Raw genomic sequence first — 20,885 nt, 5'->3', positions numbered from 1 at the left:
TCCGATGACCGCGTTCCAGGGCATCGGTATCGGTCAGGGCGTCGCCGTCGGCCCGGTGGCCCGCATGGCCGACCCGCTCCCCGCGCCCGCCGACGTCGCCAGCACCCTCGACCTCGCGACCGAGACCGAGCGCGCGAACACCTCCCTCGCCGCGGTCGCCCGCGAGCTCGAAGCCCGGGGCGCCGCCGCCGGTGGTGCTGCCCGTGACGTCCTCGAGGCCCAGGCGATGATGGCGGAGGACCCGACCCTCGCCGAGGAGATCGCCACACGGCTCGCGGACGGCAAGACCGCCGAGTGGGCCGTCCACGCGGCCTTCGCCTCGTTCCGCGACCAGCTCGCCGCTATGGGCGGCTACCTCGGGGAGCGCGCCGCGGACCTCGACGACGTGTCACAGCGGGTCATCGCCGACCTCATGGGCGTGCCGGCACCCGGCGTCCCCTCACCCGGCCACCCGTTCATCCTCGTCGCCCGCGACCTCGCGCCGGCCGACACCGCCCTACTCGACCTCGACCTGGTCCTCGGCCTCGTCACGAGCGACGGCGGCCCGACCTCGCACACGGCGATCCTCGCCCGCGAGAAGTCGATCGTCGCGATCGTCGGCGTCGTCGGAGCAGCCGAGCTGACCGACGGCACGACGCTCGTCGTCGACGCGGCAGCCGGTGAGGTCACGGTCGATCCGACGCCCGAGCTCGTCGCCGCCACGGAGCAGCGCATCGCCGACCGCCTCGCGCTCGTCAACGCACCGGTCGTCCCCGGTGCACTGGCGGACGGCACACCGGTGCCGCTGCTCGCCAACCTGGGCTCGGCCGAGCACGCCGACGCCGCCGCAGAGCTCGGCGCCGAGGGCGTCGGCCTCTTCCGCACCGAGTTCCTCTTCCTCGACCAGGCGCTCGCGCCCACGGTCGAGCAGCAGCGCGCACACTACGAGAAGCTCCTGAACGCCTTCCCCGGCCAGAAGGTCGTCGTGCGCGTCCTCGATGCCGGAGCCGACAAGCCGTTGGCATTCCTCAACGACGCGCACGAGGACAACCCGGCGCTCGGACTCCGTGGCCTCCGTGCGCTGCGGGCGAGCGAGGACATCCTGCGCGAGCAGCTCACGGCGCTCGCCCAGGCCGACGCCGCGACGGACGCCGACCTCTGGGTCATGGCCCCGATGGTGTCGACCGTCGAGGAGACGAAGTACTTCATGGCGATCGCCGCCGAGTACGGTCTGAAGACGCCCGGCGTCATGGTGGAGGTGCCGTCGAGCGCCCTCCTCGCCGACCGCGTCCTCGCCCACGCCGGATTCGCGTCGATCGGGACCAACGACCTCACGCAGTACACGCTCGCCGCGGACCGCCTGCTCGGTTCCGTCGGCGCGTTCCAGGACCCGTGGCACCCGGCGGTCCTCCGCCTCGTGCAGCTCGTCGGCGAAGCCGGCCAGCACCACGGCAAGCCGGTCGGCATCTGCGGCGAAGCAGCCGCCGACCCGCTCCTCGCCGTCGTCCTCGTCGGACTCGGCGCCACCACCCTGTCCATGTCACCGTCGGCGCTCGCCGACGTCCGTCACTCCCTCCAGCAGTACACGCTCGACGATGCCCGGCGCATCGCGGCAGCAGCACTGGCCGCCGACGGTGCGGCCGAAGCCAGGGCAGCGGCCACCGCTGCAACGACTCCCGAAATGAAAGAGGCAACATCATCATGACAACGACGTCTACTCCCAAGAAGCCGGGAGGTGCACGAGTCGGCGTACAGCGATTCGGCACCTTCCTCTCCGGCATGGTCATGCCGAACATCGCGGCCTTCATCGCCTGGGGCCTCATCACCGCGTTCTTCATCGCGACCGGCTGGTTCCCGAACGGGATCCTCGGCGGCTTCGGCAACGCCGACCTCATCGGCTGGCAGGGTGCCGCGACGGCGCTCGCGCAGGCCGACGACGGGACGACCTTCCCGCAGTACGTCGGCCTCGTCGGCCCGATGATCACGTACCTGCTCCCGCTGCTCATCGCGAACACCGGTGGCCGCATGATCTACGGTGAGCGCGGCGGCGTCGTCGCGTCCATCGCGACCATGGGTGTCATCGTCGGCAGCGCGATCCCGATGTTCATCGGTGCGATGATCATGGGCCCGCTCGCCGCGTGGCTCATGAAGCAGGTGGACCGGATCTGGGACGGCAAGATCAAGGCCGGCTTCGAGATGCTGGTCAACAACTTCTCCGCGGGTATCCTCGGGGCCCTCCTTGCCATCGGCGGCTTCTTCGGTATCGCACCGATCGTCACCGCGCTCAGCAGCTTCCTCGAGGGCATCGTCGACTGGCTCGTCGCCAACTCGCTCCTGCCGATCGCGAGCATCTTCATCGAGCCCGGCAAGATCCTCTTCCTCAACAACGCCATCAACCACGGTGTGCTGACCCCGCTCGGTGTCCAGCAGTCCGAGGAGACCGGCAAGTCGATCCTGTTCCTCCTCGAGGCGAACCCCGGCCCGGGCCTCGGCATCCTGCTCGCGTTCTGCTTCTTCGGCATCGGTCTCGCGAAGGCGTCGGCCCCCGGCGCGGTCATCATCCAGTTCTTCGGTGGCATCCACGAGATCTACTTCCCGTACGTGCTCATGAAGCCGATGCTGGTCCTGGCCGCGATCGGTGGCGGTATGGCCGGTGTGGCGACGAACGTCGCGTTCAATACGGGTCTCCGCGCCCCGGCCTCGCCCGGCAGCATCATCGCCGTGCTCATCCAGACGGCTCCCGACAGCTACGTCGGCGTGATCCTGTCGGTCATCGTCGCAGCCGCCGTCTCGTTCGCGATCTCCGCGATCATCCTGCGGGCCAGCCGGAAGCGCGACCTCGAGAACGAGAACGCCGGCGACCTCTCGGCCGCCGTCGCCGCGACCGAAGCCGCCAAGGGCAAGAAGTCGAGCGTGCTCGGCAACCTCTCCGCCGGAAGCGCCGCAGCCGGTGCGGACGTCGTCGACGAGGGCGTCGTCACGACGCTCGAGCGCGGCCCGATCCGCAACATCGTCTTCGCCTGCGACGCCGGTATGGGTTCGAGTGCGATGGGTGCCTCGGTGCTCCGCAACAAGATCAAGAAGGCCGGCATCGACGAGATCACCGTCACCAACAAGGCGATCGCGAACCTCGCCGACGACGTCGACCTCGTCATCACCCAGCGCGAGCTGACGGAGCGCGCGAAGGAGAAGACCCCGAGTGCCGTGCACATGTCGGTCGACAACTTCATGAACTCTCCGAAGTACGACGAAGTGGTGGAGTTGCTCCGCGGAGAGGGAGCACACTAGCAACGGAACGATCCCGGGGCGCACGCGAAGGGCGTGCGCCCCGGGGCTCCATCCACCGCCCTTCACCCGGCTCCGGACCGCACCGGCGGAGCCCCGCACGACGAATGCAGAGGAAGACATGTCGCAGGTACTGACCCAGGACCGGATCACCATCGTCACCGGGACGGTGACGCAGGAGGAGGCCATCCGCCGCGCTGCCGACGCCCTCGAAGCGGCCGGAGCCGTGACCGACGAGTACTTCGAGGCCATGCTCGCCCGCGAGCAGTCCGTGTCGACCTACATGGGCAACCTCCTCGCGATCCCGCACGGGACGAACGACGCGAAGGAGGCGGTCCGTGATTCCGCCCTGTCGTTCACCCGCTACGAGACGCCCATCGACTGGGACGGCGACGAGGTCCGCTTCGTCGTGGGCATCGCCGGCAAGGACGGCGGGCACATGGAGATCCTCTCCAAGATCGCCATCATCTTCTCCGAGGACGACGAGGTCGCCAAGCTGCTCGCAGCCGAGACGCCCGAGGAGCTCTACGCGCTCCTGAGCGAGGTCAACGAGTGATGCGAGCCGTCCACTTCGGCGCCGGCAACATCGGGCGCGGCTTCGTCGGTCTGCTCCTCCACGAGGGCGGCTACGAGGTCGTCTTCGCGGACGTCAACGCCGAGCTCATCGATGCGATCGCCGCGGCCGACAGCTACACGGTGCACGAGGTGGGCGACGGCGCGAAGGACACGGTCGTCACCGGGTTCCGCGCGATCAACAGCGCCACCGACGAGGAGGCCCTCGTCCAGGAGATCGCCGCCGCCGAGGTGGTGACCACCGCCGTCGGGCCGACCATCCTGCGCTTCGTCGCTCCGGTCATCGCGCGTGGGATCGCCGCGCGTCCGGCCGACGCCGCTCCGCTCGCCGTCATGGCCTGCGAGAACGCGATCAACGCCACCGACCTCCTCGCCACCGAGGTGCGCCAGGCGGTCGGCGACGAGGCCTGGGCGTCGCTGTCGGCCCGAGCCGTGTTCGCGAACACGGCCGTGGACCGCATCGTCCCGGGCCAGCCCGCCGGGCAGGGCATCGACGTGACCGTCGAGACCTTCTACGAGTGGGCCATCGAGACCCCGGCGTTCAACGGCTCCCTGCCGTCGATCCCCGGTGCCCACTTCGTCGAGGAGCTCGCGCCGTACATCGAGCGGAAGCTCTTCACCGTGAACACCGGCCACGCCTCCGTCGCCTACTTCGGTGCGCGCGCCGGTATCGGGACCATCGCCGAAGCGCTCGCCGAGCCGTCGATCGCCGCGGCCGTCGGTGCGGTGCTGGAGGAGACCTCCGCGCTGCTCGTCGCCAAGCACGGGCTCGACGTCGACGCGCAACGCGAGTACCGCGAGACGATCCTCCGTCGCTTCGCGAACGTGCACCTGCCCGACACCGTGGAGCGCGTCGGTCGGCAGCCGTTGCGCAAGCTGAGCCGGACCGAGCGGTTCATCGGGCCCGCCGCAGAACTGGCGGAGCGCGGCATGGCCCACGACGCACTCGTCTCGGCCATCGGTGCCGCGCTCGAGTTCGACGTCGCCGACGACGAGCAGAGTGTCCACCTGCAGGCGAAGCTCCACGAGCTCGCGCCGGGCACCTTCGTCGAGGAGGTCACCGGCCTCGCTCCCGAGCACCCGCTGGCTCCCGCGGTGCTCGCGCAGGTCGTCGCCCGACAGGCCTCGCTCGCGTAGTGCCCTTCGACAGGCTCAGGGGCCGGATCCGTCCGGGCCCTGGGCCTGTCGCCGTCTCCCTGCCCCTGAGCACGCCTCGCCCTGGTCCCTGAGCGCGACCTCCTCCGGTCCCTGAGCCTGTCGAAGGGCCTCAGAACATCTTGCCCGGGTTGAGGAGGTTCTCGGGGTCGAAAAGCCGCTTGATCCCGTGCTGGAGCGCGAGCTGATCCTCGCCGAGCTCGTCGCCGAGCCAGCGCTTCTTGAGCAGGCCGATGCCGTGCTCGCCGGTGAGGGTGCCGCCGAGCCGCAGCGCCGTGGTGAAGAGGTCGTCGGCGGCCTGCCAGATGAGGTCGGGTACCTCGACACCCTCGAAGACGAAGTTCGGGTGGAGGTTGCCGTCGCCCGCGTGCGCGACCGTCGGGATGGAGATGCCGTAGCGGCGCTCGATCTCGCCGATCGCCGTGAACATCGCCGCCAACTGGCTGCGGGGGACCGACACGTCCTCGATGAGCGGGGTGCCGAACTGCTCGAGCGAGGGGTGCAGGGCACGGCGGACGGCCAACAGGTGCTCACCCGTCGCGTGGTCGGTGGACATCTCAGCACGCCCGCCGCCGGCGTGGAGCACCTCGAGGATCGCGGCGGCCTCCGCCTCGGCGTTCGGGCCGTCGGTCTGGATCACGACGTGCGCCTCTCCGCTGTTCGGGATCGGCAACTGCAGGTAGCGGTGCACGGCGACGAGCGCGACGGGGTCGAGGAGTTCCATGATCGACGGTTGGATACCGGACGCGGTGACGGCGGCGGTGGCCTCCGCGGCCGAGACGACACTGGGGAAGTACCCGGCGATGGTCGCGACGGTGCCCGGCGTCACGCGACGGATGCGGACGGTCGCCTCGACGATGACGCCGAGGACGCCCTCGGATCCGACCATGAGACTCGTGAGGTCGAGGCCGGTGACCCCCTTCACGCTCCGGTGCCCGACGCTGATGAGCCGTCCGTCGGCCAGGACGACCTTGAGGGCGAGCACAGCGTCGCGCGTCACGCCGTACTTGGCACAGAGCAGGCCACCGGCACCGGTCGCGATGTTCCCACCGACGGTCGAGATCGCGCGGCTCGCCGGGTCGGGCGCGAACCAGAGCCCCCTGGCGAGCAGGAGGTCGTTGAAGGCGCCGTTGATGATGCCCGGTTCGACCACCGCGAGGAGGTCGGGTTCGTTGATCTCCAGGACGCGCTGCATCTCGAGCGTCGACAGGACGATCTCGCCCGCGCCGCCGAGTGCGCCGCCGGCCAGTCCGGTACCGGCGCCGCGCGTCACGACCGGCGTCCCCGTCGCGGTGGCGATCCGCATGACCGTCTGGACGTCCTCGATGGAGCGTGCGGAGACCACGGCGATGGGTGGGGCGTCGGACACGTGACCCGACTTGTCGGACCGTGCGTCCGCGAGGACGGCGTCCGTCGTCGAGACCGCGTCGCCGAGGGCGTCACGGAGCGCGTCGAGGACGGTCGGCGTCGTCATCGCGGCAGGGCTGATCCGTCGGCCCAGACCGCCTGGACGTTCCACTGGTGGTCGAGGAGGACGGCGTCCGCGGCGTATCCCGGGGCCAGTCGTCCGAAGCGGTCGGCGAGGCCGAGGACACGGGCCGGGGTGCTCGTGAGCGCACCGACCGCCGCGTCCGCCGCGACACCGCTGGTGATGGCGAGTCGGAGCGCCCGGTCGAGCGTCAGCGTCGAGCCGGCGATCGAGTCGCCTTCCACGAGCCGCGCCAGACCGTCGGTCACCTGGACCTCGAGCGCTCCCAGCAGGTAACGGCCGTCGGAGGAACCGGCTGCGGCCATCGCGTCGGTGATGAGTGCGACGCGGCCCGGGGCCTGCTCGAAGGCGAGCTTCGCGACGTCGGGGTGCACGTGTTCGCCGTCGAGGATGAGCTCGACCGTGACCCGCTCGTCGGCGAAGGAGGCGATGATCGGTCCGGGCGCACGGTGGTGGATCCCGTTCATCGCGTTGAACACGTGGGTGACGAGTCGGGCACCGAGATCGAACGCCGTCTTCGTCAGTGCCTCGTCGGCGTCGGTGTGACCCACGGCGACGATGACGCCGGCCTCGACGAGGACCTGGATCGCCTCGAGGGCGTTCGGCAGCTCAGGGGCGATCGTGATCTGCCGGAGCGTGCCTCGGCTCGCGTCGATGAGGCGTTCGACGACGGCCGGGCTCGGGTCGATGAGCGCCCCGGGGTCGTGTGCGCCCTTCTTGGCCGGTGAGAGGAACGGACCTTCGAGGTGGGCTCCGAGGACCAGCGGATCTTCGGCGACGAGGTCGGCGATCCCCTCGAGACTCGCGACGAGGGCGTCGACCGGGTTCGAGACGAGACTGATGAGCGTCCTCGTGGTCCCGTGCGCCCGGTGCACCGCGAGCGCGCGTCCGATGGCGTCGCGTCCGTCGTCGAAGGACGAACCGCCGCCGCCGTGGACGTGGAGGTCGATGAACCCCGGCGTGAGGTGGCCGCCGTGTGCGTCGAGGACGGATGCGTCGTCGCCGACGGTGAGGGACCGCCAGTCGTCGCCGGTACCGGTGGAGCGGATGACACCGTCGACCGCGTGCAGCCAGAAGGCGTCCTGGTGGCCGTCGACGTCGACCTTGGTGGCGGAGTGGATCAGGAGCTCGGTCATGCGAGCTGCTTCCGGCCGCGGATGACACCACTGGCGACGGCGACGACGGCGAAGACGGTCGCGATGATCGGCTGCCCGAGGTGCAACCAGGCGAGCGCCGCCGCCGCGAAGATGAGGAGCTCGACGACCGCCTGGCCGTAGAGGTCGATGCGGATCACGGCGCGCGGCGAGAGGAACAGCGCCCAAAGGATGATCGCCACGACCGGCGCGGCGATCCCGACGACCACGTTCAGGGGGAACGGCCACATCGCGACGCCCCAGAAGCCGAGCGAGAAGAAGGCGAAGAGTTCGAGGAAGAACCGCAGGATCTCGTTGGGGCCGATCTTCACGTCGGCGGGAGTTCGTTCAGACACCACACGATTCTACGGCGCGTGGCCGAGAGCCCGCTCCGGGTCAGCGGAAGATGATCGTGCGCGCCCCGTCGAGGAGGACGCGGTCCTCGGCGAACCACTTCACCGCCTGGGTGAGGGTGCGGCTCTCCTCGTCCTGACCGATGGCGACGAGCTCCGCGGGGGAGCGGGAGTGGTCCACGCGGACGACGTTCTGCTCGATGATCGGTCCCTCGTCGAGGTCGCTCGTCACGAAGTGCGCGGTCGCACCGATGAGCTTGACGCCGCGCGCGTGCGCCTGCTTGTACGGGTTCGCGCCCTTGAAACCGGGCAGGAAGGAGTGGTGGATGTTGATGGCGCGACCGGCGAGGCGCTCGCAGAGCTCGGGGGACAGGATCTGCATGTACCTCGCGAGGACGACGAGCTCGATGTCGTGCTCCTCGACGGCCTCGACGACCCTGGCCTCGAACGCCGCCTTCGAGGCTGCGTCCGTCACGGGCAGCGCCTCGAAGGGCACGCCGTAGAAGGAGGCGAGATCGCGGAGCGAACCGTGGTTGCTGAGCACGAGGGGGATCTCGACCGGGAGCTGGCCGGCCCGCTGGCGGAAGAGCAGGTCGTTGACGCAGTGTGCCGCCGTCGAGGCCAGGACGAGCGTCCGGAGCGGGCGACCGACGACGTCGAGCCGCCACTGGAGGCCGTACCGCTCGACGACCGGTGCGATGGCCGCCTCGAAGCGCTCGCGCGAGACCGCAGCCTCGACCTGGAGCCGCATGAAGAACCGCCCGGTGTCATCGCTCGAGAACTGCTGGCTCTCGGTGATGTTGCCGTCGGCCTCGACGATCGCACCGCTGATCGCATGCACGATACCGGGCCGGTCCTCGCAGATGATCGAGAGCACCCAGTGGACGGAGCGCTCGTGCGTGGTCGATGGCACAGCGGAGGGATCGGTCGAGTTCGTCACCGACTCAGGTTACCGGGACCCGACCGCTCACGCCGCAGGGACGGACCGCTCGTCGACGAGGTCGGCGTGGGAGGACTGCCGCAGGTACGACCGAACCGTCTCACGGCTCTGCCGCAGGCAGTCGATGCGGGCGTCGATCGAGGCGATCTGCGCATGGAGCGACTCGGCCGTCGCGCGGGAGCAGTCGGGCACGGCACGCGAGGTGCGCGCGTCGTCGAGATCGAGGACCACGCGCACGAGACGGGTCGTGAGCCCCGCGTCGAACAGGTTGTCGACCGTGACGACGTGGTCGATCGCGGACGGTTCGTACTCGTCGGGCGCGTGCGACGCGCGCACGGGCGCCAGGAGTCCCTCCTCCTCGTAGGAGCGGAGCCGGGTGGCCGGGACACCCGTTCGTTCAGCGAGTTCTGCAATGCGCATGAGCGGCCTCTCTGTCACCTTCACGTCAGCTGCAACGTCGGATCGAGCCCTCCGCATTCCCGGCCTCGGGTAGACTCGTCCGCGGTCGCCGGATGTCGGTTGACCCTGGGCGCGCACATCAGCGCGTAGACGAACTCGTCCGCCACGTCCGCCGACGAGTGAACGCCATCGTTGGAGCAATCCGATGACCTCCTCTTCGCCCTCCTCGGCGCGCGCCGCCGAGCCCACCAAGCCGTCGTCACCGCCGTTCCCCTGGGTCGGCCTGATCGCGCTCGCGGCGGGCACCTTCCTCTCCGTCACCGGCGAGATGATCCCGACCGGCCTCCTCCCGGAGATGAGCGCCTCGCTCGGCGTCACCGAGTCGCAGATCGGGCTCCTCGTCAGCGTGTTCGCGTTCACGGTGGTGCTGTCCAGCACCGCGCTCATCCACCTCACCAGGCGTGTGCCGCGACACGCGTTGCTCGTGGCCGTCATCGTCGTCCTCGGCGTGAGCACCGGTCTCGGCGCGCTCGCCCCGAACTACGAACTCCTCGTCGCCACCCGGGTGCTCGGCGGGCTCGCCCATGGTGTCTTCTGGGCGGTCGTCGGCGCGTACGCCGGTCACCTGGTCCCGAAGGAACAGCTCGCCCGTGCCGTGTCCGTGACGATCGCCGGAGGCACGCTCGCCTTCGTCCTCGGCGTCCCGCTCAGCACCGCGCTCGGGCACGCGCTCGGCTGGCGCCTCGCGTTCGGCGTGCTCGCCGCAGCCATGCTCCTCGGCGCCGTCGTCGTGTGGTGGAAGCTGCCGCCCGTCGGTCGGGAGGAGTCGCACGCGGCAGCCTCGGGTGCGACGGGCCGTGATCCGAGCGTCATCCCGGTCGCGATCGTCTGCATCGCGGTCGGCGTCATCATGGCGGGTCATTACGCGTTCTACACCTACATCGCACCGTTCCTCATCGGCGAGGTCGGTGTCCCGGCCGGCCAGCTCAGCATCCTCCTCCTCGTCTACGGCGTCGCGGGCGCGATCGGCCTCATCCTCACCGGCAGCGTCTTCGCGAGGCGTGCGACCACCGGCCTGTTCGTCGCCCTGACCGTGTCTGCCGCCATGGTGAGCGTCCTCGCCCTCTCAGCAGGGTGGCTTCCGGGCGCACTCGTCGCGTTCTTCCTCTGGGGGACGGCCTTCGGCATGCTGCCGCCGCTCATGCAGACGCGCCTCCTGCACGCGGCGAGCCCGCGCATCCGCGACACCGCGAACGCGTTCTACACGACCGCGTTCAACACGGGTATCGGTGGCGGTTCGGCGCTCGGCGCGTTGCTCCTCGCCGAGATCGGTCTCGGCGTGCTGCCGTGGGTGTACGTGTGCCTGGCCGTGGTCGCGACCTCGCTCCTCGCCGCGGACGTGCTGCGCACCCGCAGGCGCGAATCCGTCTGATCGAGCACGAGCCGTTGCGGACGCGCTCAGCGTGACCGTTTACGGTACCGCCGGTTCGTCCGTCGTCGGCGCCGGTGAGGCGTCTGCGCCATCGGGCGGCGCGGTGATGTCGGGCGCGGTCTCCACCGGCGTCTCCGTCTCCGTCGCCGGATCAGGCTCGGTCGTACTCGGCATGTCCGGCTCCGTCGCGGGAGCCGGTTCCACCGGGATCTGGTCCGCGATCGGTTCGACGACGGCCTGAACAGGGAGCGGAGCGGGAACCGCCTCCGGTGCGGTGTCCAGAACCGCTTCCGGGAGCGGGGCCGTCGCCGGATCGACGGCGGACTCGGTACTCAGGAGTCCGGTCAGCGAGAGGTACTCGACGGAGGTCGCAGGTCCCACGCGCGATGGGTCCGCGGGGTCGACGCTCCAGACGCTGAGCTCGTGGAACCCGCCGGCCACGGCGGCGCCGGTGAGCGTCGCCCGACCGTCGGCATCGAGCGCGACGCGCTGCTCGTCACCACCGTCGAGGGTGTACCCGATCGCGCCGTTCGGAGCGCCGCTGATGACGATCGGTGCGTCCGGCTCGAGGATCCGGAACGACAGGATCGTCTCGAATCCGGAGATCGAGGGCCCGGAGATCGTCATGCCGGCAGGTTCCGCGGACACGGTGACCTGGTCACCGAGGGTCTGGCGCACCGTGAGGGTGAACGTCCCAGACCGGTTGAGGACGACCGGTCCTGTCGACCAGGTCCCGGTCACCGGGGCGGCTGCGACCGATGACCGCTGCGCGGACCCCGGCACGACCGTCGAAGCCACGACGAGGTCGCCGTCGAGGACGTCGATGGTGGCTCCGGCCGCTCCCGTGCCGCTGAACGTCGGCCACAGGTAGCCACCGCCGGAGTCGGCGACCATGGTCGGCACCGGGAGCGCTGTGGGTTCGGTCGGGTCGACGGGATCGACCGGGGTGACGGGCGGAGCGACCGGTGGGGCAGCGGGCGTCGGAACCTGCGGGGAGACCACGACGGGATCCGGCGTCCCGTCCTCGTTCGGACTCGGACTCGGACTCGGACTCGGACTCGGAGTCGGAGTCGGACTCGGACTCGGTGCCGGCGCCGGCGCCGGGGAGGAGGGTGTCGGCGTCGGGCCGGCGATCGGGGCCGCATCCGGGGACGGGGCGGCGGGCGCATCGGTGGGCCCAGCAGCCGTGCCGGAGGTCGGCGTGTCGGCGGTCGGCGGGAACACCACCGGACCCAGGACGAGCGCGGCGGCGGTCACCGCTGCGACGACGCCGACACCGATCGCGGCGATGATCCCGCCGGAGAGACCCGCCGCCGCAGCACCCGCGGCGCCGGCACCCGACGCGGCGCCGGCACCCGACGCGGCGCCACCGGAACCGGCTGCACCGGAGGCCGCCACCCCACCGGAGGCCGCCACCGAGGTGCCCAGATGCGCCGTCACTGCGACCCCACCGGTGACACCGGCAGGCATCGCGGCGACCGCGGTCGCCGACGGGCCGTTCGCCTGCAACCACGCGGTGTAGCCGGCCGCACCGGCGGCGCCTGCGACGAGGGGGAGGAGGACGAGCGCCATGCGCGAGCCGACCTCCTTCGCCTCAGCGGCCACGATGGTGCACCGCTGGCAGGCGTCCAGGTGCGACTCGACCTTGGCCGTGTCCCGGGCGGAGAGGTTCCCGCGCGCGTACGATCCGAGCCTGCTGATCGTGAAGGCGTGCTCCGAGTCGTCGTCGACGGCCTGCAGGTGCGCCTGGATCCACGCTTCGCGCAGCCCCTCGCGTGCTCGGTAGGCGAGCGCGGACACCGAGTTGGCCTTCATCCCGAGGAGCGGCGCGACCTCCGCAGGCGTCATCGCCTCGATCTCCGTGTACCACAGCACCTCCTGCCATCGGGTCGGCAGGCTCCGGAACGCTCGGGCACTCAGGCTGCGATCGAGGGCCTCGATCGAGGAGGCCTCGTTCGTGTCCGGGTCCTCGAAGGAGTCCAGGGTGTCGAGCGAGGTCTCCCGACGCGATCGGCCCCACGCGGCCGCCGTGTTCCGGATGGTGGTGAACAGGTAGGGGCGGAAGGCGCCGGTGGGTCCCTTCCCGCGACGGACCGCCTGATAGATGCGGGCGAAGGACTCCGAGACGAGGTCGTCGGGATCGAGGCTCGAGGTGACGGACCGGGCGACGGTCCGTCCGGCGTTCGAGTGTCGTCGCCACAGCTCCGCGTAGGCGTCCTGCGAGCCCGTGCGGGTGTGCTCGATGAGCTCGGCATCCGATCGCTCGGTGAGCGATGAAGCCGGGGATGTGTCCAGGCTCATGATGCCTCCGTCTGCGAGCTGCGCACTACCGGGCACCGTGCCCGCCCAAGAGAGTCGGGTGGAGCGGGATCATGACGCCGATCCCTCATCTTGGCACGAGGTGTCTCGCGGACAGCCGCTGGCGCCGAGGAAGATCCGTTCCGATTGTTCTGGGAAACCGCGTCATGACCTGTTCGGGATGCACTCTCTCAGGATGAACAGCAGGATTCCCGGCGACGGGGACCCGGCTGGGTCGTCCTCGGACGGCCACGATGCGCGCCACGGCCGGCGTGCATCGGGCAACGGACCCGAAACGTTGCAGATCTCGACGGGAGGGGGCGCCTTCGTGCGTACCCGTCGACAGGCCGGGAGTGGTGCTCGGGGGCGAGCGCCACTCCCGGCCGCCTTCCCGTCCGTCGCCCGGATCAGTCGAGCCAGCCGACCTCGGGGGAGCGGTGGAAGGCGATGCCCGCGGCCGACCAGCCCTGAGCGAGGCCGGCCAGCCGGTCTCGGAAGTCGCTCCAGTCCGGCGTGCGTCGCTCCGACCAGCCGATCTCCGCGATGGACGCGATCCGAGGGAAGACGAGGAACTCGAGCGTCTGCACATCGGCCACGGTCTCCGTCCAGAGCGGGGCCTCGACGCCGAGGATGTCCTGCTCTCCGACACCTTCGACGATCTCGGTCGGCTCCCAGACGGCGGAGCGTTCGACACTCGTGGGGCCGTCCGCCCAGGTGAGGCCGGCCGTCGCGACGCCGGGATACTGCATGTCGAGGTAGGCGACGTCGGCCGGAGACATGAGGACCTGCCCGCCCTGATCCACGAACGAGCGCAGCTTGTCGGCGTGGCCGTCCTCGGGGGAGACGTAGTTCCAGTACTGGCCGATGGTGCCGGGGGCGAGGTCCCGAGACGCGCCGAACTCGTGCCAGGCGATCGCGGTCTTCCCGGTCGTGGCGACCACTTCGGACACCCGACGGGCGAAGTGGAGGAAGTCCGCGTCAGTGGTGGCGAGCGCTTCATCGCCACCCAGGTGGAGGTACGGACCCGGAGTCATCGCGGCGAGCTGGGTGAAGACGTCGTCGAGGAACATGTAGGTGGACTCGGCATGGATGTCGAGGCTCGAGAAGCCGACCTCCGTGCCGGTGTAGGGCTCGCGGGCGACGCCGTCCGGGTTGAGTTCGGGATACGCCGCGAGGACCGCGTTCGTGTGTCCGGGGACGTCGATCTCGGGGACGATCGTGACGCGGCGGTCGGCGGCGTACTCGATGATCGCCCGGTAGTCGTCGGCACTGTACGAGCCGCCCGCACCACCACCGACCGCGGTCGCCGCACCGATCCCGGTGAGCTCCGGCCACCCGGCGATCTCGAGGCGCCACCCCTGGTCGTCGGTGAGGTGCAGGTGCAGGTGGTTGAGCTTGAGTGCGGCGATCTGGTCGATGAACCGCTGCACCTGCGCGACCGTGAAGAAGTGCCTCGCGACGTCGAGCATCGCGCCGCGGTACGCGAAGCGCGGCGCGTCGTCGATGACGGTCGCTGCGATGATCCAGTCCTGTGCGCCGGCCGTCGACGCCCAGTTGCTCGGCGGGAGGAGCTGCCTGAGTGTCTGCGTGCCATGGTGGACCCCGTCGGCGTCCGCGCCGACGATCTCGACACCGGAGGCCGCGGCGGTCAATCGGTAGGCCCCGCTCGTCGTCGACAGGCGGGGGTCGACCGAGAATGCGATGTCCGCACCCGCCGAATCCGCCACCTCCTCCGTGCCGGTGGTCTCGACCGGGAGGTCGAAGCCCGTCGAGGCGCGCAGGGCCTCGGCGAGGATCCGAGCCGTGGTCGCCGCCGACGGGTCGGTACGGATCACCGAATCCGCCGACAACCGGAACGGGGGAGCGGAGGCGTCCGTGGTCTGCGACATGGGGCGGGGCAGCAGGCTCATGCGTGGTTCCTTCAGCGTCGGCGACCCGGGATCGTGGGGGTCGGAACGGGGTTTGTTCGGAGGGTGAACAAGCGTCGGGCCATCCTGACACACCGGCCCCCACCGCTGCCCGCCCCCTCCACAGGACGGTGCGCGTCGGGCGTCCCGTTGCTATGCTGCTAGCAGTCGCAACTGGCGTATAGACGGAGTTCCGCTCCGCCTCAGATGGTTCACCATCGGGGAGCGACCCTGCACCTTGAAGACAAGGGCGGATTCGGCCGCACGCCTGGGCCGAAACGGCACATCACCGACATCCGTTCTGTCACAAAAGGGAGCCAGTCTTGTCCGACACCTTCAACGCGCCACTCTCCGAGGTCGATCCCGAGATCGCTGCGGTCCTCGAGCAGGAGCTCGGTCGCCAGCGCAACACCCTCGAGATGATCGCGAGTGAGAACTTCGTGCCCGTCTCCGTCCTGCAGTCGCAGGGCAGCGTCCTCACCAACAAGTACGCCGAGGGCTACCCGGGTCGTCGCTACTACGGCGGCTGCGAGTTCGTCGACATCGCCGAGTCCCTCGCGATCGAGCGGGCGAAGAGCCTCTTCGGAGCCGCGTACGCGAACGTCCAGCCGCACTCGGGCGCCACGGCCAACGCCGCGGTCCTCTCGGCGATCGCCACCCCCGGCGACACCATCCTCGGTCTCGAGCTCGCCCACGGTGGCCACCTCACGCACGGCATGAAGCTCAACTTCTCCGGCAAGCTCTACAACGCCGTCTCCTACGGCGTCGACCCCGAGACCTTCCTCGTCGACATGGACGTCGTCCGCGACAAAGCACTCGAGCACAAGCCCCAGGTCATCATCGCCGGCTGGTCCGCCTACCCGCGCCAGCTCGACTTCGCCGCGTTCCGCGCGATCGCCGACGAGGTCGGTGCGAAGCTCTGGGTCGACATGGCGCACTTCGCCGGCCTCGTCGCCGCAGGCGTCCACCCGTCGCCCGTGCCGTTCGCCGACGTCGTCTCCTCCACCGTGCACAAGACCATCGGCGGCCCGCGCTCCGGCTTCATCGTGAGCCGCGACATGGAGCTCGCCAAGAAGCTCAACTCGAACGTGTTCCCCGGCCAGCAGGGCGGGCCGCTCATGCACGTCATCGCCGCCAAGGCGACCGCGTTCAAGCTCGCCGCCACGGCGGAGTTCAAGGACCGCCAGGAGCGGACGCTCCGCGGTGCCAAGCTCCTCGCCGAGGCGCTCACCTCCGAGGCGTCGAAGGCCGCCGGTATCGACGTCCTCACCGGCGGCACCGACGTGCACCTCGTGCTCGCCGACCTCCGCACCTCCGAGCTCGACGGCCAGCAGGCCGAAGACCTCCTCCACGAGGTCGGCATCACGGTCAACCGCAACTCGGTGCCGTTCGACCCGCGCCCGCCGATGGTCACCTCCGGTCTGCGGATCGGGACCCCGGCACTCGCGACGCGTGGCTTCGGCGACACCGAGTTCGCCGAGGTCGCCGACATCATCGCTCTCGCGCTGCGCAACGGTGCCGAGGCCGGAGCCCTCCGGGAGCGCGTCACGGCGCTCGCCGAGCGCTTCCCGCTCTACCCCGGCCTCCAGCAGTAGGGGCGGGCACATGACCGCACAGATCCTCGACGGTAAGGCCACTGCCGCCGCCATCAAGTCCGAACTCGCGATCGAGGTGGCCGCGCTCAAGGAGCGCGGCATCTCGGTCGGGCTGGGCACCGTCCTCGTCGGTTCCGACCCCGGTTCGCAGTGGTACGTCGCCGGCAAGCACCGCGACTGTGCCGAGGTCGGCATGGAGTCGATCCGACGCGACCTGCCCGAGACGGTCTCGCAGGAGGAGCTCGAGGCCGTCCTCGACGAGCTCAACGCCGACGAGAGCTGCACCGGCTACATCGTGCAGCTGCCGTTGCCGAAGCACATCGACACCGACGCGATCCTCGAGCGCATCGATCCCGAGAAGGACGCCGATGGGCTCCACCCGACCAACCTCGGTCGTCTCGTGCTCAACGTGAACCGCCCGATCCACACGCCGTTGCCGTGCACGCCGAAGGGCGTCATCGAGCTGGTGGAACGTCACGGGATCAGCTGGGCGGGCAAGCACGTCGTCGTCGTGGGCCGCGGGGTCACCGTCGGTCGCGCGATCGGCCCGCTGCTCACCCGTCGCGAATACAACGCGACGGTCACGCTGACGCACACCGGAACGGTCGGACTCGACGACATCCTCCGCACCGCCGACGTGATCGTCGCCGCGGCGGGCGTCCCCGGGATCGTCACGCGCGATGCCGTGAAGCCCGGCGTCATCGTCCTCGACGTCGGTGTGAGCCGCGAGACCGACCCCGAGACCGGCAAGTCCCGGGTCGTCGGCGACGTCGCCCCTGACGTGGCCGAGGTCGCCTCGTGGATCAGCCCAAACCCCGGTGGTGTCGGTCCCATGACGAGAGTCGGACTCCTCGCCAACGTCGTCCGCATGGCCACCCCCTAACCCAGCCCGCGAACTGTCACTCGACGCTAGTCCGGCGCCCCGCGATTAGCCGGAAGTGACAGTTCGCGAGCCAGGGCGGTGAGGATGGGCGACGGGTCCGTCAGGTGCGAGCGATTCACCCGGATGACCCGCCAGCCCGCTGCCATGACTCGGTCGAGGCGATCGATGTCGTGGAAGATCTGCCGTTCATCCGAGAAGTGGGTGCCGCCGTCGTATTCGACGAGGACCCGCTGTTCGGGATACACCAGGTCGCCCAAGGCCAGAAACCGTCCGGGGGCGTCTGAGATGACCTCGTTGACGAGTGGTTCCGGAAGGCCCGCGCGGACGATCAGCAGGCGCAATGCGGTCTCCATCGGCGAATCCGTCCGAGGCCGCATCATCGAGAACGCGAGCCGCAGCCGCTTCGCGCCGCGACGGCCGTTCATCCGTGCCAGCCCGCGGACGATCTGCTGCTCCGATGCCAGTGGTCGCTTGCGGCGGAGCAACACGTCGCCGGCGATCACCAGGTCGTCCAAGGGGAGTCGGGTTCCGAGCTGACACCAGGCGTCGACGGCGGTCAGTACCGGCAGCCCTTCGACGGCGACGACCTCCCAGTGGTCCCCGTCGAGTTGATGCCCACGCACGCCCGATCCTCGAGGCGCGCGTGCCGGCGCGATGGACGCGACGTCGAGTGGTGCCTCGTGTTCCCAGGTGGGCACGGGGAGGCCGTGCAAGGCCGCCGCGCTCACGTGGCTGAAGAACTGCCCATCGTGGAGGAGCGGGGCATAGGCGTGACAGCGTCCGGGGATGTCCGTGGGCTGGTCGAGCGGTGCCCGGACGCCTCGGTGCGGCGTGGCGAGGTCGCGCGCTCGTAGCCGCGATCGAGGCACGCCGAGTTCGTCGGCTTCGGCCATGGAGAACGGCTGCTTGCTGAGTTCGAGGGGGAGGGGACGTCGGCGGACCATCCCACCACGGTGCCGACTGCGGTGTTTCAGCGTCGGAAGTTCTCCACACCCAGCCCGCGAACTGTCACTCGACGCTAGTCCGAGCGGCCGGGACTAGCCGGAATTGACAGTTCGCGGGCAGGGGTGGGGAAGGTCAGGACTCTCGGGTGGCTCCGGCGGCGGGGCGGACGGGGAAGATGGTCGGGGCGGCGAAGGACGCCTCGGCGAAGGCCGCCGTGACCGCCTCGGCCACGGCCGATGCCAGGGCGACGGGGACCAGTGCGATCGCCGCACCCCCGAAGCCACCACCGGTCATGCGCGACCCGATCGCACCCGCCGCCATCGATGTCTCGACGGCCAGGTCGAGTTCCGGCACGGAGATCTCGAAATCGTCGCGCATCGACGCGTGAGAGGCCACGAGCAGCTCGCCGATCGACGTCGGCCCGTGCTCGCGCAGGGTCCGGACGGTGTCGAGGACACGCTGGTTCTCCGTCACGACGTGACGGACGCGGCGGAAGGTCTCGTCGTCGAGCAGCTCACGAGCGCGCTCGAGGTCGCCGACCGTGACGTCGCGGAGCGAGTCGGCGCCGAGCGTTGCGGCCCCCGCCTCGCAGGACGCCCGACGTGCGGCGTACCCGCCCGACACATGGGCGTGCTCGACGCGCGTGTCGATGACGAGCAGCTCGAGGTCGTGCTCCTCGAAGCCGAGGGGGATGACGTCGGTCTCGAGCGAACGGCAGTCGAGGAAGACGCCGCAGTCACGCCGGCCGAGGAGCGACGCCGACTGGTCCATGATGCCGGTCGGTGCGCCGACAGCTCGGTTCTCGGCGAGCTGGCAGATCTTCGCGAGCGTCCGGCGGTCGTGGTCGAGGTGCCAGATCTCGTTCAGTGCGACGCCGACCGAGGCCTCGATGGCCGCGGAGGAGGAGAGGCCGGCCCCGACCGGGACGTCGGAGTCGATGTAGACATCGACACCGGGCAGCTCCTGCAAGGGTGCCCCGAACTGGCCGAGCGCCCACGCGACGCCGAGCGGGTAGGCGGACCAGCCGTGCAGTGCGTCGGGATCGAGCGCGCGCATCGAGACCTCGACGATCTCGGGTGAGAAGCTGCTCGAGACCCGGATGCGGTCGTCGTCGCGACGACGGACGGCTGCGACGGTGCGGCGGTCGATCGCCATCGGGAACACGAAGCCGTCGTTGTAGTCGGTGTGCTCGCCGATGATGTTCACGCGGCCGGGCGCGGTCCAGAGGCCATGCGGCTCGCTGCCGAAGGCGTTCTCGAATCCGCTCGTGGCGGTGCGCTGCAGGTCGGTCATACGGGGTTCTCCTCATCGGCTGCGGCGATCGCGGCGCGCAGGGCGGTGGCGGTGGTCTCGGGCGGGACGTCGCCGATCCAGGCGCCCATGGCGGCCTCGGAGCCGGCCAGGTACTTCAGGCGGTCGGCTCCACGACGTGGGGAGGTGAGCTGCAGGTGGAGTCGGAGCTCGTCGCGGTGGACACGGGTCGGGGCCTGATGCCAGGCGGCGATGTACGGGGTCGGGGTGTCGTACAGGGCGTCGACTCCCCGCAGCAGCCGCAGGTAGAGACCGGCGAGCTCGTCCCGTTCTTCGAGCGAGGTCGCGGCGAAGTCGGGCACGTGCCGGTGGGGGAGCAGGTGCACCTCGACGGGCCAGCGCGCAGCGAACGGGACGAACGCCGTCCAGTGCTCGCCGGCGAGGACGACGCGCTCGTCGGCCTGCTCCGCGGCGAGGACGTCGGCGAAGAGTCCGGGACCGTAGGCCTCGCTCGCGGCGATGAGTCGCTGCGTGCGCGGGGTCACGTAGGGGTAGGAGTAGATCTGCCCGTGCGGGTGGTGGAGGGTGACACCGATCTGCTCGCCACGGTTCTCGAAGGGGAACACCTGCTGGATCGAGTCGATCTGCGACAGCGCGTGCGTCCGGCGGGCCCACGCTTCGATCACCGTGCGCGCCCGGGTGCGGGACAGCGAGCCGAAGGAACCGGTGCTGGACGGGCTGAAGCTCACGACCTCGCATCGCCCGACCGAGGTGCGGGTCCGGCCGATCCCGATCGTCTCGAGGTCGGCGAGGTCGACCGGTGCGTTCTCGTCTTCGAGCAGCGGTCCGAAGGACGGCGACTTGTTCTCGAAGACCGCGACGTCGTACTGGTCCGGGATCTCGGAGGGGTTCGAGGGGCTCGCGGGCGCGAGCGGGTCGAGGTTCGCGGGTGGCAGCATCACCCGGTTCTGGCGGGCGGCGGCGATCGAGATCCACTCACCCGTCAGCGGGTCCTGGCGCATGGACGCGGTCGGCGGACGTGGGGCGAGTTCGCGAGCGTCGGGCAGGCGCTCCGCGGGCAGCGTCGTGTCGACGTCGTCGAAGTAGATGAGTTCGCGACCGTCGGCGAGGCGCTGGGTCGAGCTCGCGATCGCCGGGTCGATGACGAAGGTGTCGTCGAGTGGGGGCATGGGGATCCTCAGAACGGGTTGTCGAAAGGAAACGTACAACGTTTCGCCTTGAAAAGTATAGGCAAGTCAGCGAAGATT

Annotated in this window: 17 protein-coding genes and 1 riboswitch; of the genes, 7 read left to right on the top strand and 10 right to left on the bottom strand. The window is 70.1% G+C overall.

The genetic code is table 11. From position 1 onward, the window contains the following. Positions 1–4 precede the first annotated feature (4 nt). The 4 genes from ptsP (at position 5) to AC4PMY_RS03790 (ending at position 4,974) form a co-directional block, all read left to right on the top strand. A complete protein-coding gene (gene ptsP / locus AC4PMY_RS03805; RefSeq protein ID WP_082916226.1) occupies positions 5–1,684 on the top strand; it encodes a phosphoenolpyruvate--protein phosphotransferase in 1,680 nt (559 codons plus the stop codon). Next, positions 1,681–3,267: a PTS mannitol transporter subunit IIBC gene (locus AC4PMY_RS03800; protein WP_064296633.1), complete on the top strand. Its 1,587-nt coding sequence runs from the start codon at positions 1,681–1,683 to the stop codon at positions 3,265–3,267. Before ptsP ends, AC4PMY_RS03800 begins: the two co-directional genes overlap by 4 nt. A gap of 118 nt (positions 3,268–3,385) precedes the next feature. Then, the gene (locus tag AC4PMY_RS03795; protein WP_064296632.1) at positions 3,386–3,820 is read left to right on the top strand and encodes a PTS mannitol transporter subunit IIA; all 435 of its coding nucleotides are present in this window, start codon (positions 3,386–3,388) and stop codon (positions 3,818–3,820) included. Further along, positions 3,820–4,974 carry a mannitol-1-phosphate 5-dehydrogenase gene (locus AC4PMY_RS03790; protein ID WP_071259440.1) on the top strand — a complete coding sequence of 385 codons (1,155 nt, stop codon included), beginning with the start codon at positions 3,820–3,822 and terminating at the stop codon, positions 4,972–4,974. Before AC4PMY_RS03795 ends, AC4PMY_RS03790 begins: the two co-directional genes overlap by 1 nt. Before the next feature lie 130 nt (positions 4,975–5,104). Here the strand turns inward: AC4PMY_RS03790 and AC4PMY_RS03785 are convergent, their stop codons facing one another. Genes AC4PMY_RS03785 through AC4PMY_RS03765 form a run of 5 tightly spaced genes read right to left on the bottom strand, consistent with a single transcriptional unit; the run spans position 5,105 to position 9,327 of the window. Then, entirely contained in the window at positions 5,105–6,466 is a 1,362-nt protein-coding gene (locus AC4PMY_RS03785; RefSeq protein ID WP_064296630.1) for an FAD-binding oxidoreductase, read from the bottom strand. Next, a complete protein-coding gene (nagA, locus tag AC4PMY_RS03780) occupies positions 6,463–7,617 on the bottom strand; it encodes an N-acetylglucosamine-6-phosphate deacetylase (RefSeq protein ID WP_071259438.1) in 1,155 nt (384 codons plus the stop codon). Before nagA ends, AC4PMY_RS03785 begins: the two co-directional genes overlap by 4 nt. Beyond that, positions 7,614–7,970, bottom strand: a complete 357-nt coding sequence (locus tag AC4PMY_RS03775; RefSeq protein WP_491622052.1) for a YrdB family protein — start codon at positions 7,968–7,970, stop codon at positions 7,614–7,616. Before AC4PMY_RS03775 ends, nagA begins: the two co-directional genes overlap by 4 nt. A gap of 40 nt (positions 7,971–8,010) precedes the next feature. Beyond that, complete coding sequence (gene purU / locus AC4PMY_RS03770; RefSeq protein WP_369808468.1) at positions 8,011–8,907, bottom strand: formyltetrahydrofolate deformylase; 897 nt, start codon at positions 8,905–8,907, stop codon at positions 8,011–8,013. A gap of 27 nt (positions 8,908–8,934) precedes the next feature. Next, on the bottom strand, positions 8,935–9,327 hold the full coding sequence (locus tag AC4PMY_RS03765) for a MerR family transcriptional regulator (RefSeq protein WP_064296627.1): 393 nt from the start codon (positions 9,325–9,327) through the stop codon (positions 8,935–8,937). Between the two features lie 184 nt (positions 9,328–9,511). Between AC4PMY_RS03765 and AC4PMY_RS03760 the strand changes: the two genes are divergently transcribed. Further along, complete coding sequence (locus tag AC4PMY_RS03760; protein ID WP_071259432.1) at positions 9,512–10,738, top strand: MFS transporter; 1,227 nt, start codon at positions 9,512–9,514, stop codon at positions 10,736–10,738. A 39-nt stretch (positions 10,739–10,777) separates the two neighbouring features. Here AC4PMY_RS03760 and AC4PMY_RS03755 read toward each other — a convergent pair whose 3' ends face one another. Beyond that, the gene (locus AC4PMY_RS03755; protein WP_491622051.1) at positions 10,778–13,039 is read right to left on the bottom strand and encodes a sigma-70 family RNA polymerase sigma factor; all 2,262 of its coding nucleotides are present in this window, start codon (positions 13,037–13,039) and stop codon (positions 10,778–10,780) included. A 404-nt stretch (positions 13,040–13,443) separates the two neighbouring features. Beyond that, positions 13,444–14,946: a beta-N-acetylhexosaminidase gene (locus AC4PMY_RS03750; protein WP_491622050.1), complete on the bottom strand. Its 1,503-nt coding sequence runs from the start codon at positions 14,944–14,946 to the stop codon at positions 13,444–13,446. 159 nt (positions 14,947–15,105) lie between these two features. Continuing rightward, a riboswitch (ZMP/ZTP riboswitch) is annotated at positions 15,106–15,224 on the top strand. 42 nt (positions 15,225–15,266) lie between these two features. On the opposite strand from AC4PMY_RS03750, the gene glyA reads away from it, so the two are divergent. Both glyA and AC4PMY_RS03740 read left to right on the top strand, forming a co-directional pair. Further along, the gene (gene glyA, locus AC4PMY_RS03745; RefSeq protein WP_064296623.1) at positions 15,267–16,538 is read left to right on the top strand and encodes a serine hydroxymethyltransferase; all 1,272 of its coding nucleotides are present in this window, start codon (positions 15,267–15,269) and stop codon (positions 16,536–16,538) included. Positions 16,539–16,548: 10 nt separating this feature from the next. After that, positions 16,549–17,421, top strand: a complete 873-nt coding sequence (locus AC4PMY_RS03740) for a bifunctional methylenetetrahydrofolate dehydrogenase/methenyltetrahydrofolate cyclohydrolase (protein ID WP_071259424.1) — start codon at positions 16,549–16,551, stop codon at positions 17,419–17,421. 26 nt (positions 17,422–17,447) lie between these two features. Here AC4PMY_RS03740 and AC4PMY_RS03735 read toward each other — a convergent pair whose 3' ends face one another. From AC4PMY_RS03735 to galT, 3 genes are all read right to left on the bottom strand, one after another. Further along, the gene (locus AC4PMY_RS03735; RefSeq protein WP_064296621.1) at positions 17,448–18,365 is read right to left on the bottom strand and encodes a hypothetical protein; all 918 of its coding nucleotides are present in this window, start codon (positions 18,363–18,365) and stop codon (positions 17,448–17,450) included. A gap of 133 nt (positions 18,366–18,498) precedes the next feature. Continuing rightward, positions 18,499–19,659, bottom strand: a complete 1,161-nt coding sequence (galK, locus tag AC4PMY_RS03730; protein ID WP_491622049.1) for a galactokinase — start codon at positions 19,657–19,659, stop codon at positions 18,499–18,501. Beyond that, positions 19,656–20,807 carry a galactose-1-phosphate uridylyltransferase gene (gene galT, locus AC4PMY_RS03725; protein ID WP_491622048.1) on the bottom strand — a complete coding sequence of 384 codons (1,152 nt, stop codon included), beginning with the start codon at positions 20,805–20,807 and terminating at the stop codon, positions 19,656–19,658. The genes galK and galT overlap by 4 nt, the downstream gene beginning before the upstream one ends. Positions 20,808–20,885: the final 78 nt, after the last annotated feature.

This window comes from Plantibacter sp. MDV22-iso1 (assembly GCF_058408345.1).
Note: the sequence above shows the minus strand (reverse complement) of the source record. Positions and strands in the feature narration are given on the sequence as shown.

Excerpts from the sequence above, each read along its gene's own strand:
- ptsP (WP_082916226.1), top strand. The coding sequence starts at position 5 with ATGACCGCGTTCCAGGGCATCGGTATCGGTCAGGGCGTCGCCGTCGGC.
- AC4PMY_RS03800 (WP_064296633.1), top strand. The coding sequence starts at position 1,681 with ATGACAACGACGTCTACTCCCAAGAAGCCGGGAGGTGCACGAGTCGGC.
- AC4PMY_RS03795 (WP_064296632.1), top strand. The coding sequence starts at position 3,386 with ATGTCGCAGGTACTGACCCAGGACCGGATCACCATCGTCACCGGGACG.
- AC4PMY_RS03790 (WP_071259440.1), top strand. The coding sequence starts at position 3,820 with ATGCGAGCCGTCCACTTCGGCGCCGGCAACATCGGGCGCGGCTTCGTC.
- AC4PMY_RS03785 (WP_064296630.1), bottom strand. The coding sequence starts at position 6,466 with ATGACGACGCCGACCGTCCTCGACGCGCTCCGTGACGCCCTCGGCGAC.
- nagA (WP_071259438.1), bottom strand. The coding sequence starts at position 7,617 with ATGACCGAGCTCCTGATCCACTCCGCCACCAAGGTCGACGTCGACGGC.
- AC4PMY_RS03765 (WP_064296627.1), bottom strand. The coding sequence starts at position 9,327 with ATGCGCATTGCAGAACTCGCTGAACGAACGGGTGTCCCGGCCACCCGG.
- AC4PMY_RS03760 (WP_071259432.1), top strand. The coding sequence starts at position 9,512 with ATGACCTCCTCTTCGCCCTCCTCGGCGCGCGCCGCCGAGCCCACCAAG.
- AC4PMY_RS03755 (WP_491622051.1), bottom strand. The coding sequence starts at position 13,039 with ATGAGCCTGGACACATCCCCGGCTTCATCGCTCACCGAGCGATCGGAT.
- AC4PMY_RS03750 (WP_491622050.1), bottom strand. The coding sequence starts at position 14,946 with ATGAGCCTGCTGCCCCGCCCCATGTCGCAGACCACGGACGCCTCCGCT.
- AC4PMY_RS03740 (WP_071259424.1), top strand. The coding sequence starts at position 16,549 with ATGACCGCACAGATCCTCGACGGTAAGGCCACTGCCGCCGCCATCAAG.
- AC4PMY_RS03735 (WP_064296621.1), bottom strand. The coding sequence starts at position 18,365 with ATGGTCCGCCGACGTCCCCTCCCCCTCGAACTCAGCAAGCAGCCGTTC.
- galK (WP_491622049.1), bottom strand. The coding sequence starts at position 19,659 with ATGACCGACCTGCAGCGCACCGCCACGAGCGGATTCGAGAACGCCTTC.
- galT (WP_491622048.1), bottom strand. The coding sequence starts at position 20,807 with ATGCCCCCACTCGACGACACCTTCGTCATCGACCCGGCGATCGCGAGC.